This window comes from Microcoleus sp. AS-A8, assembly GCA_039962225.1.
Taxonomy (GTDB): Bacteria; Cyanobacteriota; Cyanobacteriia; order Cyanobacteriales; family Coleofasciculaceae; genus Allocoleopsis.
This window is the reverse complement of the sequence record JAMPKV010000009.1, coordinates 180,318-193,504: the sequence shown is the minus strand read 5'-3', so window position 1 is coordinate 193,504 and position 13,187 is coordinate 180,318. Positions and strand designations below refer to the sequence as shown.

Here is a 13,187-nt window from a genome sequence, read left to right as displayed (position 1 = left end):
AAAAGCAACTCCAGCTTGATTTCATACCCTGAGTGATGCAGGTATTTAGGAAACACTAACAAAGTTAAGCAAAGTTCATCAGCTTTACTTCTTACTTGAGGAGCACAAGTGCAGAATTGGTTGGCTTTTCGGTATTAGCATCAGCCGAATATGATCTGCATCGGCGAATGGATGATACAGACAATAGCTGAGATACCCTGAGCGAGGGCTTTTCCAGCGAGGCTGAGTGACTACCGACCTAACCCTAAATTTCTAGGCAATGTTTGAAAGCTGCTGATAAGAAACTTAGGCAGAATGGGTAAGTTGGATCTGATGACGTCAGTCATAGCTGTGAACATCACCCTTTAGTCTGAACATTGCCCCTAGTAAAAAGGTAGACATTGATGAGTACAGTTTTAGTCGTTGAAGATTCTCGCAGTCAACGAGAGTGTATCTCAAATCAGCTAAGCTGGAGTGGGCTGAATGTCATTCAAGCTTGTGATGGAGTCGAAGCGCTAGAACAAATTCAGGCCAATTGTCCCGATCTAGTGTTGCTTGATATTATCATGCCTCGGATGGATGGTTACGGGGTTTGCAATTTGCTAAAAGCCAACCCTGAAACCCAAAACATACCTGTCATTTTCCTAACGGGTAAAGGACAACATTTGGCTCTCTACTGGAGTATCAAACATGGAGAAGCCTATGTTGCTAAACCTTGGCAGCCCAAAGAACTGCTGGATACGATCAAACGAGTGTTAATAGACACTAAAAATTTACCGAAAAGTGCCTCGGCTGAGGCTTGGACAGAATACGGAATTTCTATCCTCAAGATGATTGAACTCTACGAATGCCGTGCGGATGCCTGGACAAAATACAGCACACAAATTCTGCGGCTTTACGATTATGCGATTACGGCTTTTAATCAAGCGTTGAACGTTGACTATACTTACTCCTTAGCGTATCAATATCAGACTAAGGTTCAGAAAAGATGGGATTCAATACTTGAAAAATTAGAGCAAACAAAACCTTGCAATGTATGTCGATATTACTATGGTAAAGAGGGTTTAATTTGTGCTATACACCCGTCTGGCCCGATGGAAAAATTGTGTCAAGATTGGGATTTTAGAGCTTCTATTCCGCCCTTTTAATCTTAATAAAGCAGAAGGCTGCGTTCAGGATTCTGCTGTCAGGGTTTGCACAATTTCCTTTAAGGTTTGAGCGACAGATCGAGGTTGCCAACCGAGTTCGGTGCAGGCTTTGGTGGCATCTACCCGAACACAACGGTCATATATATAGTGAACTCGTTCCCGACTAAGGGGAGGTTGCCATTTGAGTAAACGTCCAATCGGATCGAGGATATTTCCTACTAATTTAACTAAGGGTTTGGGCGCTTCACGCGGGACGGGAATTCCAGTTTCTTGAGAGAGGATACCAAACATTTCACGGGTCGTCAGGTCACCGGCAGAAATGATGTAATGTTCTCCAGGTTGAGCTTTTTCTGCTGCCAAAATCATGGCCGCCACTAAGTCATCCACATGGACAATTCCTGTAATGCGATCGCCTCCTGCCCACACCTTCAACCCACCTTTGAGAAATTGCTGTAGCACGGGGCCAAAATGGGGATCATCGGCACCAAAAATCCCAGAGGGGAGGATACTCACGACGGGTAAGCCTTGGGCGGCAAAGCGATCGACAATTTGTTGAGCTTCGTATTTTGTGCGATCGTAAGCGGAGGAAAAGTCAGTTTGTGTGCGTTGAAACGTTTCATCCACAACTCGCCCTTGGGTGTCGCCAAATACGCCAATCGTGCTGCAATACACCACTTTCGACACAGCAGCCGCTTGAGCGACTTCCATCACAGCAAGGGTTCCTGCCACATTCACCCGCTCCATTTTGGCGGCATCAACCAGTCCTAACTCGACATAAGCCGCTGTGTGAAACACCCAGTCTACCCCAGCCATGGCAGTTTTTAAGGCTTCGCGATCGCTGATGTCGCCGTACACCAATTGCACCTTGCAACTCGATAAGCGATCGAGGTTGCTAGACTGGCGGACTAAACCAACAACAACATCACCTCGCTGTTCTAAGGCTTTAACTAAGTGAGAGCCTGTAAATCCGTTAGCACCTGTCACGAGGACTTTCATAGTTGCACCTCAATAACTGTTTGTTAGTCTACGCCGTTTGCCAGGTTACTGATTGACAAACCTGCTGGCTTCAGTTCTAGGGGATTTGCTTTTTATCCTGATAGAGCCAAAGTAGCGATGGAGTAAGGAATAAGTAGATGCACCCTGATGACTTCGCCCAGCGCCTTCACAAGCTCTGGGTTTTTTGTTGGATGTGTGTGGCGAACTTACGATCGCTCCGCGCTGCCCCTTTGGGGCAATCGCAACTTTAAAGACTAATTCACAATTTCACTCCGAGAAGTTTTGCTGTTCCTCTCAGGATTTGGGGCTAACTCCTCTGGTAATGATTGCACCGCACCCCATTGTTGAACCAAGCCTTGTAACAGCATCTCTTGCCGAACCCGGAATCCTTCCAAGTCATTTCCGCCATTCATGGTTGCAAACCAAACGGTGCCCTGTTGCTGAGTGGGTAATGCTCCTGCTAAGGCGCTAACGCTATTTAAACTGCCTGATTTCACCACTAACAATGGGGGAAGTTTGCGTTGATTTAAGATGCCTTCATCTTGCCCCACAATGGCGAACAAATCGCCAACTGTCAGGTTGTGCGGTTGTAGATAGCGCTCAAGGGCGAGAAACATGGCACAGGCGGCGCGAGGAGAAATCCGGTTGAGTGGACTTAACCCAGAACCGTTGACTAAAATCACTTCGGATTGCGGCACCCCAGCTGCTTGCGCGGCTTTGAAGGCTACGATTTTGGCACCCCCGGCAGAATTGGCAATCATCTCTGCCATTTTGTTGTTGCTGTACTGATTCATCTTTTTGAGCAGTTCAGCGAGGGGGAAGGACGAGTGGCGGATCACAGGTTTGACGTTGTTGGGAGTTGAGGGGGATACTTTGACAGAACCCGCGATCGCAACTTGGGGTTTAGGGGTGCCTGGGGGCAATGTCTGATACTGAGTTTGGGCAGCAGGAGGCCAAGTTAGAGCATTTAACGCTTGTTTGAGCAGATTACCGGATTTGAGGGGGCTAGGCTCAAAGTTCATATAAAATTTACCTGTGATGACTAGATTGCCCGTCACCTGCTTGATGCCCTTCTGATTTAAGAGATTACCCAGCGCGATCGCTTCTTCCCAAACAAAAAACGGGTCTTCCCCTCCCTGAATCACTAAGTCCCCTTTTAATACCCCGTTCTCAATCGGCCCTGTTGCGCCAATCTGGGTAATAAACTGATGGTCGGGGCTAAAGGTTTGCAGTGCGGCTAGAGACGTTGCCACCTTGGTGATGGAAGCGGCAGGCAGAGGAACAGTACCTTGGTGATTGGCTAAAAGAGTATTACCCGCTTGTATCCACATGCCTTGGCTTTGCTTGGCAAATCCCTTCGCCGCGAATCCATTGAAGTATTGCTCAACTTGCTGTTGAATCGCTGGATCGGGATTATCGGGAGATGCCAAGGATGGGATCGCTGGCTTTTTCGCAGCCGCTACTGGATTTTCTGATTCTGTGGCACTCTCGGCGCTGTTGGCTGATGATCGCGGAGAATTCGATTGCAGAGAACATCCAGCAAGAAGCGTGAGTAGAGCGATTGATAGTGCAGCAGTCAAGCGAACGGATTGTGGCATGGCGTTGTAGGAAGAATACCATCTGGCTTTTGACCTGAGGTAAAGTTTACAAGTTCCTGGTACCTTCCCCATCAGTCTATAGCTGTCCCTGGCTTGTCAGTTGCACGCCCTATCTCACAATCCAGTGCAACTCTAACCAGAAGCGTGGATCGGTAGGCTTGAGTTTCGACATATCGCCAAATCGATGAGTACAGTTCAATCTGATTAGTAGATAGAAATAACAAGAAAGCCTAGATAACTTTTATGCTATCTAGACCCTCAGTTTATTCGCTTGTCATTTTACTCAGCGACTGTGCATTTAATGGTTATGCCATCATCCGCCAAGAAGATTGTCATGCTCAAGCTTGTGATTCGAGATTTTGAATGGCTTAGTCAATCGCCTTCTTGATTTTGTCCTTAACATCTTCTACGGCATGACTACCTTCAGCTTGAGTTTGCTTGGCTTTCCCTTCTGCTCTATCTTCAGGATCGCCCGTTACATTACCCAAAGCTTCTTGAGCTTTGCCTTCAATGTTTTTGGCAGTGGCTTTTGCTCTATCTTCTGTACTCATAATTTTGTTTTCCTCTTTTTTTCAAAAGTTTATTTTGAAGAGAATTGGAAAATAATTCACAACTTTCTTCTATGTGTATCCAAGTTATCTAAAAATATTTACATATTCGTCAGTCTACAGAGGTATTAGCCTGGTATCCAGTTTGTACCTAAAGCATAGTTTTAGCCAATTGTTGCCAAACTCACTATATTCTCCAGCCTTAGCGATTAATCACTATTCATTAGTATTCCTAAATACAGATGACAAATAAGTTCTATTACGATAGTTTGTTAACTAACAAATGATGACTAATGTATTCAATAAATAAGCGTGACTGAAATCCCCTTGTTTCCTTTTTAGCTTACCGATTAGCCAAAAAACCATCTTAAAGCCAGCAAAGTCAAGGTGGAAACCGTCACGCTCTGAGTATTGATTAGAGTTTAGTCAGTTTAATCAAGATACCCCATCAGGTCATGTTCACCATCTATGTAATTTGAGGCAATGGGGCGATTCATCATAATCATTTGGGCTTCACTAAATTTAAACAAGCTTGCCGCGATTGGGCGTTCCCCAGAGATAGAGATGGTATCCAATACTGTAATGTTGCTGGCAACAATGGGGCGGTCTTCCACCGAAGAAATTGAGCCAAGAACCTGAATATTAGCAGAGTCAATGGGACGATTCCCAGGGAGGGGAGACACAGAACTCTTAACCGTTTCTTCTGGGGTAGCCGTGCTATTGCTCATCATCAAATACCTGTAAATTTCTAAGTGAGTTTGTCCCTGAGTAGGAGAATCACCCGCTTTCGGTGCTGACTTGCTGCTCCTACTGTCATTTTTAGAAATATTATAAACGGATAACTATCTTAAGGAAGATGGATAAATTTATATAATTTTATAAATATTTGTCAAGTCCGATGCCAATCTGCCATTATCATTGATATAATCTATGGTTTACACCCGACTGATGGGTAAGATGCATAGGCGATTTCATGGGTACGATTGGCTAGTCTGGTAATCTGACTAAGCCATGTATCCATACTCTCTCCGGGCATTAAGGTGCAGTTTCTCCATCACGAACGATGGGGTAAGGGCGGGTTTTAAAAGGAATTTTCCGGTCGGATAACCGAAACGATTCCTCAACCCGCCCCTACAAATTTTCATCTACAAATCCTTAAAACACCACTTGCCCTCACCTATTAAGGAGTTGAGAACCAGGGGGACATTCAAACGGGCTGGATTGATTGGCAGTGAACTTTGGCATGGCTGGAGGAGTTGTAGAGGGAGTATCAGTTTCACAAACTCCTGAGACAGTAGCCACATCCTGACCTTTTTTAGTCGTAAAAACAGCGCCCGTGTAGCTCTTCAACATTACCTGCTTCGCTTGAGCTGTAATCATCACACTCTTGTTACCCGCCTGAGGCACAATCTGATAGCGATAACTCTCCGTTTCTGGTCGAATACCAACCCCTAACTCTTCAATCGATTTGCTAAAAGTTCCTTTCTCGATATGAAAAGCTTGCTGCCCTCTAACCATTGAATTAACGTTATTTCTGGCTTCTGCTTGTCTAGCTTTATGGGCTTGGGTGAGAAGACTGGGCAAAGCGATCGCAGCAATAATTCCCAGGATGATGAGACCAAAACAGCCACAACCTAAGCCTCCAATAATCCAAAGTATGGTGGGGAATGATTTTTTTGATTCGGCTTGCCCAGGTGGGGTTTCAAAGTCTGAAAATTCTGTCATGAGGGAGGCCTATAAAGAGGGTTTTTCTTACAGTAATGTTGTTGTTAGAGTTAGCCAAAGCTTAGAGCCTAACGAATCTTGGTTCGTGTGGTTTTTAGACTTAAGGGCTGTTTAGGAAAAACTTCAAGATGCCAATACGATTTTCCAGAATTTGGGGTATCTTCTTGAGCTTTAGATTTTAGGAGGATTTCGGCACGATTCACGCAATGAAGTCGAAGTTACTTAGCATAGGAGATAGAGGCAGCAACCATCTTCACTTCTATGTCGCATTTTCAACTCCAAGCCCCCTTTCAACCGACTGGCGATCAGCCCCACGCGATCGCACAACTCACCTCCTACCTTCAAGGGAATCATCGCTTCCAAACCCTACTTGGCGCAACGGGAACCGGTAAAACCTTCTCCGTAGCGGCTGTGATTGAGAAAATCGGCAAACCGACTCTCGTTCTCGCCCACAACAAAACCCTGGCGGCACAGTTATGTAATGAGTTGCGGGAGTTTTTTCCCCGTAATGCCGTTGAGTACTTTGTTTCTTACTACGACTACTACCAGCCCGAAGCTTATATCCCTGTCACCGACACTTATATAGAGAAGAGTGCAGCGATTAATGATGAAATTGATATGCTCAGGCACTCGGCAACGCGATCGCTGTTTGAACGTCGGGATGTAATTGTGGTAGCCTCAATTAGCTGCATCTATGGCTTGGGCATTCCCTCAGAATACCTGAAGGCCGCGATTCCCATAGGAGTCGGGAAGGTAATTGACCAACGCCAGTTATTGCGAGACTTAGCCTCAGTACAGTATTCGCGCAATGATTTAGAGATGGGACGGGGACGCTTCCGGGTGAAGGGCGATGTCGTGGAAATTGGCCCAGCCTACGAAGACCGAATTATTCGTGTAGAATTCTTTGGCGATGAAATTGACGCGATTCGCTACATTGACCCAGTTACCGGCGAGATTATCACCAGTCTGAACGCCTTGAATATCTACCCTGCACGTCACTTTGTTACCCCAGATGACAAGCTAGAGGACGCCTGTGACGCGATTGAGGCAGAAATTCGGGAGCGTTTGGTGCAATTGCAGGATGCGGGAAAGTTACTGGAAGCCCAGCGATTAGAACAGCGTACTCGTTACGATTTGGAACTGTTGCGGGAAGTTGGTTACTGCAACGGCGTGGAAAACTATTCTCGTCACTTAGCGGGACGCCAAGCTGGGGAACCCCCGGAGTGTTTGATTGATTACTTCCCCAACGATTGGCTGTTAGTTGTGGATGAATCTCACGCTACGGTACCGCAAATTCGGGGGATGTACAACGGCGACCAAGCTAGGAAAAAAGTACTCATTGAGCATGGTTTTCGCTTGCCGAGTGCGGCTGATAATCGTCCCTTGAAGGCAGAGGAATTTTGGACGAAAGTCAATCAATGTATTTTTGTTTCAGCAACACCGGGAGACTGGGAGATTGAACAGTCGGAGAATCGAGTTGTGGAACAGGTAATTCGCCCGACGGGTGTGATTGATCCAGAAATCTTTGTGCGTCCGACAGAGGGGCAAATTGATGACCTCTTGGGTGAGATTAAGGAACGGGTGAAGCGGAAAGAACGGACGTTGGTAACCACCCTCACCAAGCGCATGGCGGAGGATTTAACGGAATACTTGCAAGAACGAGGAATTCAGGTGCGTTATTTGCACTCAGAAATTCAATCAATTGAGCGGATTGAAATCTTGCAAGCGTTGCGGGAAGGGGAGTTTGATGTGTTGATTGGGGTTAACTTGTTGCGGGAGGGGTTGGATTTGCCAGAGGTGTCTCTGGTGGCGATTTTGGATGCGGATAAGGAAGGGTTTTTAAGGGCAGCGCGATCGCTAATTCAAACGATTGGACGTGCGGCGCGTCATGTGCGGGGGCAAGCGATTATGTATGCGGATAACCTCACCGATAGCATGATTAAAGCGATCGATGAAACGGAACGGCGTCGAGGAATTCAGCTTGCATATAACAAGATGCATGGGATTACACCGCAGCCGATTGTTTCCAGAGCCAGTAATTCGATTTTGGCGTTTTTAGCTGTGTCGCGGCGGTTGAATGCTCAACAATTGGAAGAGGTTTATGAACAGGCGGATGATTTGTCTTTAGAGGAGATTCCGCAGTTAATTACTCAGTTGGAAGCGCAGATGAAGGATGCAGCCAAGAATTTGGAGTTTGAAGAGGCGGCGAAATACCGCGATCGGATTAAGCATTTAAGAGATAAACTTGTGGGTCATTAAGCTGCTTTTATCATTAAGGTCACAAACTCAGGTATTAGGGTAGAGCCGATGAATGCCATCACCTTGACTATTCCTCGTTTGAGCGCAGAAGGTTTTCTTGAATTGTGCAAAGCGAATCAAGACTTGCAGCTAGAACTTACGGCGACAGGAGAAGTCATTATTATGCCCCCCACTTTCCCGTGGACAGGTAAGCAAAACTTTGGAATTATCGCCCAACTCGGTGCTTGGATTGAACGGACGGGTTTAGGTTTTGGCTTTGACTCCTCTACCGGATTTACTTTACCTAATAGTGCTATTAGGTCGCCTGATGCGAGTTGGGTGAGTAATGAGCGGTGGGAAGCGTTGAGTGAAACTCAGCAAAAGGAGGAGTTTTCTCCTCTATCTCCTGATTTTGTAGTGGAGTTGCGTTCTAGTAGTGATTCGTTGAAGAAGTTACAACAAAAGATGCAGGAGTACATCGATAATGGGGTTCGCTTAGGTTGGTTGATTGATTCCACGACGAAGCAAGTGGAAATTTATCGTCTGGGGCAGGATGTAGAGGTTTTGCAGTCTCCGGCAACGTTATCGGGAGAGGGTGTTTTGCCTGGGTTTGTGTTGGATTTGGGCAAGGTGTGGTGAAATGCGATCGCACCTCATGAGGATATTGGGAAGATGCGATCGCTAACACAGCATTAATCCATTGAGCTTAACGGCTAATCTGATTTTCTAGAGCTTTTACTTGATTTTCAAGGTTGCCATTTTGAGTCTGTAAATTTTTGACAACCGTTTTTAAATCAGCCCTTTGATTACGTTGTTTCTGAAGTTTAGTTTCTAAATCATGTACTTGAGTTTTGAGTGGCTGTACATGATTTTCTAAAGCCAGTTTTTGAGCCTGTAGATTCTGCACTTGGTTTTCTAAATTTCGTATTCTATCCCGTGCTCCTACCTGCTGAGATAATAGCCCAATATTAAAAGACAAAGAAATGATAATTATGACTATTACCAATCTTGGTGCTATTCCTTGGTTGCCACCATTTTGAGCTGGATTTTGATAAGATTTTATCTCTTTCCAAGATTGTGAATTTGAATCAACTAGACTTGACAATCCCCGCCATACTTTTTTGTTTTGGAGCGTTTCCTCGTCCTGAATTCCCGTCACGACAACCAGTGGCATAACTTGCTGATTATCTGTTTTATTTTCGGTTTTTTGCCTTGGTAAGCAGTATTTTTCAAGGTCACTAGCGAGTTCTTGTTTAAGCTTGTCTGAAGTGCGTCCTATTTTCTTTTTCTGCCTATCTTCATTGGTCTCTTCATTCGGAGCTATGCACTCAATTTTAGCGGTTTTTTTTACAGCTTCAGTTAAGGTTTTAAGCTTCTCAAACGAAACCTCAAAACCTTTCTCACCACCTGACTTCACTGCATCATCTATGTCTTTTTCCAAAGTACCTAGTAACGCACGAGCAGCAATTGCTCGCAAAGTAGGTTCATCAGTTTGTTCATCAGTTGGTTGATCTACCCAGGCTTGACCTATGCAGACTAGTGAGTTTCTTATTGGACGACCCCGATAATCTTTTCGCCCACTTGCTTTAAGACCAGTTACTAGCAATAGTAATTGATCGCTATTCCGTGCCATAACAACTGAATGTGCTTCACTTTGAATTAAGTTTTTGGCTTGTTTGACGAAGCCAGGTTCTTCTACAATGTTTTGGCTTTCATTGAGCCAACAGTAATCATGTTCTTGAGCAACACCACAACTTTGGACGTAAATTTTCATTGCTAACTCCTATCCAACACTTAGCCATTTTTCCCCTTGGAGTACTGTGAACCCCCAAGTGGATTTGCATCCATTGGCAGACTGACGAGCTGCTTCCTTGATATGGTTATCCCAACCCAACCAAATGCGGATAGGACTGAATAGACCCCAGCTCCAATTTCTAGACTCAATCTGGAGTTTCAACGCGAATCGTAACAGATATCGCAGAGGCTGTTCGCTATCGCAAGGGCTATATTCAGCATCGTGACTCGTCTTACGGAAGTAAAAGTGAGGCGTTCCATTAGCCACCTCAATATGAGAAAAGACCACCGTACCAACAGTTTGAATCGGCGTAACTATGCTGACTACCCAAGGCAGCAGAGCTTCTGAGCTGAAAAGGTTTAGTAAGTTAGCATATTTCTCCTTAATACGCTTCAGTAAAGCATTGGCAGAAGTTGCATCTTGCATGTATTTTTCGCACCTGACAGGAGCCAAGATAACCAGTCGTGGTGACTTCAGATCTTGATACACTGATTGAAAAAGGTGAGCAATTTGCTGCGGTCTATTGATTTTGTCATGCCACTTGCCACCTGCTTCCATAAGTGCAGGTGCATCGACGGCAATGAGAACTGCGGCAGATTTAGTCAGCAAATTTCTGACAAAGTTTCTGTTTTCAGAGGTTGCTTGACTATTGAGGTAACCACCCGGAAAATCTTGAAAGTGTAAGCGTAAAGATGGCTTCTCCCCCTTCTTTCCCAAATCAAAAATGAATGAGCGAATATCAGAGGTACCTAAAATTCCTCCTGTAGCTTCAAAATCATCTGTAAGACTTTTTAGTTCTCCTAAACGCTCCTGTAAAATTGCCGAACTTTTCAAGTCAGGTGTAAGTTGTAAATTGGTTTGACCAATCGTACTCTCAAATTGCTCATACATGGCAGTTAAAAAACTAGTTTTGCCAACGCCTCTTGCTCCAAGCATGGCAATTTTAATTTCTTGTGACATTGATTCTCCTTAATTTATTAATTCAAAGAATGCATTGAGTTTGATTTATTGATTTGTGCTGCACGCTCTACTGCGTCTAACCACTCTCGTCGCATCCGAGTTCGCTCATTTAGCTGTTTGAATTCATCGGGCCACACCTCTGAGCGCACATCATCGAGAAAGATGCGCCACTCACTCTCGACATCTTCTGCACGTAGTATGCGATCAAGAAATTCTTCGACAATTGCAAAGGCGGCTTGACTAGGTTCAGAAAGCAAATTTTCTAGAGCATTCTCACACTGATAAACGGCTTCTGCATGAGCTGTCTTAAGATTGAGAAAAACTTGTTGAGCAGAGGGAGATGTAGATAGCTGAAGAGTTGCTGGCTCATTAGGAGTAAGACCATCCAAATGCTGCCGAATTCGATGCTGAATAAATCCCCGATAAGAAAGCTCAAATTCAGCAAGCAGTTGAAATCCAAATTTCAGTTTGCTTGGTTCTCCTGGTATTAGTTGCTCAGGTAATAGCTTTGCCATTCCCCTAATCAATTCAGACCCTCGCGCCTTTGTCAATCCCCCCAAGCGCCCTTGATTGATGAGTACCTCTGCTACCTGAGATTTCACCTGCTCTAGTGAAAGTTTTAAACCTTCATCTAGAGACAAAAATTTATGTGATAGGTGGGCGCGAACCTCTGGAAGATACTGATAGTAAGCATTGGGATAGCCGCCTGTACTCCTAGCCTGAATTTCAATCTTCTCAATTGATGGAATGCCCGTATCCTCTCGACAATTTTGGATAGCCTCGTCTACCTCTGCCTTGAAGTTAGTATCTACATCATCACGCTGCTTTCTGAGTTCCTGAAGTAGTTCCTGAAGACCGTTCCTGAGATTTTTCCAAAGTTGATTGAATCGAGGGACAAAAAGTTGAGCATCCTTATTTTGTTGTACTTCTTTACCTAAGCTATTTCGTGCCTTGTCTAGCTCAGTCTTAACTTTTGCCTCAATGTGACTCAGACTCTCCTGACAGGATTTTGCATAGTCTTTATCCAGAGACTCAATATTGTTAGCTAGATAATCAAGAACTAAATCAAAAACTCTGTTGGCATCGTTAGGATTAGAACAATCAGCAACCTCACACCGAACAACCTTAATAGTGTCAATACTGCTCTGTAATGCTTCACAGGCTTTGAGGTTATCAGTTCTAACGCTATGATTGAGAACCATAAAAGACCTGCCTGCCAAGTTATTTAAGGCTTTGGCAGCCGTATCATAAAGCTGTGTATCCACTGCCTGCCATTGATAGCGTTGCGGATCGGGTCTGCGGATGAAAAGGACAACATCTACCTCCTGTCCTAGAGTTTGTAGCATTAACTCTTCATCGCCTAGCTTGGTGTCGCCTAAGCCTGGTACATCAACCAGCGCAATCTTTCCTGAATCAGAATTTTTGAAAGGACAAAATATCTTGACCTCTCGTACTGCTAAATGTTTGAAAGTAGTGAGACGATGGTCTTTGTCCCGTTTTTGAATCACATAGTCTGGGATTTCCTCGTTCCTAATCTGGAGTGTCTTTACTGTCCCAGGAGTGAGCAACTCTCGATACCTTTCTAAGTTGTAGTGATAATCTTCGCATAGGCGCTTATACGTTTCTTCATTAGTAGCACCACTAGGCAGCTGATCAGGAAATGGCTTATTAGCAAAATCATCTAGGCTAGTTGGCTTGTTAGTAAAGCCTAGTTTGTCGTAGTAGAGCCAAATTACCTCTTCTAAAAATGACTGCTCTGAATGGAGTGTGACCTCAGCTTTAGTCGCCTCATTTTTATTTTCAATCGTGCTGCGGACGGCTGTGCAGGCTCCCCCTTCATAAGCGGGAATCTCATTATCAGTCAGCCCACTCAGGCTTTTTAGCAGAGTACTTTTTCCTTGTCCCATTCGTCCCACCACACCAATATTGAGGGTAGGACGTGAGAGGCGTTTCCTCAGAGTTTTAAGCTTCTTGGACTCTTCCTCAATCAACTGAATCGTCGAAAAATCGATTTCCTTCAACTGTCCCTTAACATTTGGCTCATCAACCCGTGTCAGCAGTTGATTGCGGTTATCCTCAAGATTACGCAGTGCTGAAACAAGAGATTTCAGATTTGCCTCAACTCCTTCGATTTTCTGTGCCAAGGGACGACGCTTCTCAATAATGCTGGCAATTCTCGCAGTCCTATTTATATTCATGT

At 44.8% G+C, this 13,187-nt stretch carries 11 protein-coding genes; 3 read left to right on the top strand and 8 right to left on the bottom strand.

Going from position 1 to position 13,187, the window contains the following annotated elements; all coding sequences use genetic code 11:
• Positions 1-383 precede the first annotated feature (383 nt).
• Positions 384-1,127 carry a response regulator gene (locus NDI48_16355; GenBank protein ID MEP0832747.1) on the top strand — a complete coding sequence of 248 codons (744 nt, stop codon included), beginning with the start codon at positions 384-386 and terminating at the stop codon, positions 1,125-1,127.
• Between the two features lie 24 nt (positions 1,128-1,151).
• On the opposite strand, the gene NDI48_16350 is transcribed toward NDI48_16355, so the two are convergent.
• The 5 genes from NDI48_16350 to NDI48_16330 all read right to left on the bottom strand — a co-directional run bounded on the left by NDI48_16350 (position 1,152) and on the right by NDI48_16330 (position 5,994).
• The gene (locus tag NDI48_16350; protein ID MEP0832746.1) at positions 1,152-2,123 is read right to left on the bottom strand and encodes an NAD-dependent epimerase/dehydratase family protein; all 972 of its coding nucleotides are present in this window, start codon (positions 2,121-2,123) and stop codon (positions 1,152-1,154) included.
• Positions 2,124-2,377: 254 nt separating this feature from the next.
• Positions 2,378-3,721 carry a D-alanyl-D-alanine carboxypeptidase gene (locus tag NDI48_16345; GenBank protein MEP0832745.1) on the bottom strand — a complete coding sequence of 448 codons (1,344 nt, stop codon included), beginning with the start codon at positions 3,719-3,721 and terminating at the stop codon, positions 2,378-2,380.
• A gap of 368 nt (positions 3,722-4,089) precedes the next feature.
• Positions 4,090-4,272 (bottom strand): CsbD family protein, encoded by a 183-nt coding sequence (locus NDI48_16340; protein ID MEP0832744.1) that lies wholly within the window; start codon positions 4,270-4,272, stop codon positions 4,090-4,092.
• 428 nt (positions 4,273-4,700) lie between these two features.
• On the bottom strand, positions 4,701-5,000 hold the full coding sequence (locus NDI48_16335) for a hypothetical protein (protein ID MEP0832743.1): 300 nt from the start codon (positions 4,998-5,000) through the stop codon (positions 4,701-4,703).
• Positions 5,001-5,442: 442 nt separating this feature from the next.
• The gene (locus tag NDI48_16330; protein MEP0832742.1) at positions 5,443-5,994 is read right to left on the bottom strand and encodes a type IV pilin-like G/H family protein; all 552 of its coding nucleotides are present in this window, start codon (positions 5,992-5,994) and stop codon (positions 5,443-5,445) included.
• 261 nt (positions 5,995-6,255) lie between these two features.
• Between NDI48_16330 and uvrB the strand changes: the two genes are divergently transcribed.
• Positions 6,256-8,253 carry an excinuclease ABC subunit UvrB gene (gene uvrB / locus NDI48_16325; GenBank protein ID MEP0832741.1) on the top strand — a complete coding sequence of 666 codons (1,998 nt, stop codon included), beginning with the start codon at positions 6,256-6,258 and terminating at the stop codon, positions 8,251-8,253.
• 48 nt (positions 8,254-8,301) lie between these two features.
• On the top strand, positions 8,302-8,871 hold the full coding sequence (locus NDI48_16320) for a Uma2 family endonuclease (protein MEP0832740.1): 570 nt from the start codon (positions 8,302-8,304) through the stop codon (positions 8,869-8,871).
• Between the two features lie 67 nt (positions 8,872-8,938).
• Here the strand turns inward: NDI48_16320 and NDI48_16315 are convergent, their stop codons facing one another.
• From NDI48_16315 to NDI48_16305, 3 genes are read right to left on the bottom strand one after another with little or no spacing between them, the layout of a single operon-like run.
• Positions 8,939-10,006: a hypothetical protein gene (locus tag NDI48_16315; protein ID MEP0832739.1), complete on the bottom strand. Its 1,068-nt coding sequence runs from the start codon at positions 10,004-10,006 to the stop codon at positions 8,939-8,941.
• A gap of 9 nt (positions 10,007-10,015) precedes the next feature.
• Positions 10,016-10,987 carry a hypothetical protein gene (locus NDI48_16310; protein ID MEP0832738.1) on the bottom strand — a complete coding sequence of 324 codons (972 nt, stop codon included), beginning with the start codon at positions 10,985-10,987 and terminating at the stop codon, positions 10,016-10,018.
• Between the two features lie 17 nt (positions 10,988-11,004).
• Entirely contained in the window at positions 11,005-13,185 is a 2,181-nt protein-coding gene (locus NDI48_16305; GenBank protein MEP0832737.1) for a dynamin family protein, read from the bottom strand.
• Between the last annotated feature and the right edge of the window lie 2 nt (positions 13,186-13,187).

Coding starts and splice junctions, on each gene's coding strand:
- NDI48_16330 (MEP0832742.1), bottom strand. CDS start 5,994: ATGACAGAATTTTCAGACTTTGAAACCCCACCTGGGCAAGCCGAATCA.
- NDI48_16355 (MEP0832747.1), top strand. CDS start 384: ATGAGTACAGTTTTAGTCGTTGAAGATTCTCGCAGTCAACGAGAGTGT.
- NDI48_16335 (MEP0832743.1), bottom strand. CDS start 5,000: ATGATGAGCAATAGCACGGCTACCCCAGAAGAAACGGTTAAGAGTTCT.
- NDI48_16340 (MEP0832744.1), bottom strand. CDS start 4,272: ATGAGTACAGAAGATAGAGCAAAAGCCACTGCCAAAAACATTGAAGGC.
- NDI48_16320 (MEP0832740.1), top strand. CDS start 8,302: ATGAATGCCATCACCTTGACTATTCCTCGTTTGAGCGCAGAAGGTTTT.
- NDI48_16350 (MEP0832746.1), bottom strand. CDS start 2,123: ATGAAAGTCCTCGTGACAGGTGCTAACGGATTTACAGGCTCTCACTTA.
- NDI48_16345 (MEP0832745.1), bottom strand. CDS start 3,721: ATGCCACAATCCGTTCGCTTGACTGCTGCACTATCAATCGCTCTACTC.
- NDI48_16305 (MEP0832737.1), bottom strand. CDS start 13,185: ATGAATATAAATAGGACTGCGAGAATTGCCAGCATTATTGAGAAGCGT.
- uvrB (MEP0832741.1), top strand. CDS start 6,256: ATGTCGCATTTTCAACTCCAAGCCCCCTTTCAACCGACTGGCGATCAG.
- NDI48_16310 (MEP0832738.1), bottom strand. CDS start 10,987: ATGTCACAAGAAATTAAAATTGCCATGCTTGGAGCAAGAGGCGTTGGC.
- NDI48_16315 (MEP0832739.1), bottom strand. CDS start 10,006: ATGAAAATTTACGTCCAAAGTTGTGGTGTTGCTCAAGAACATGATTAC.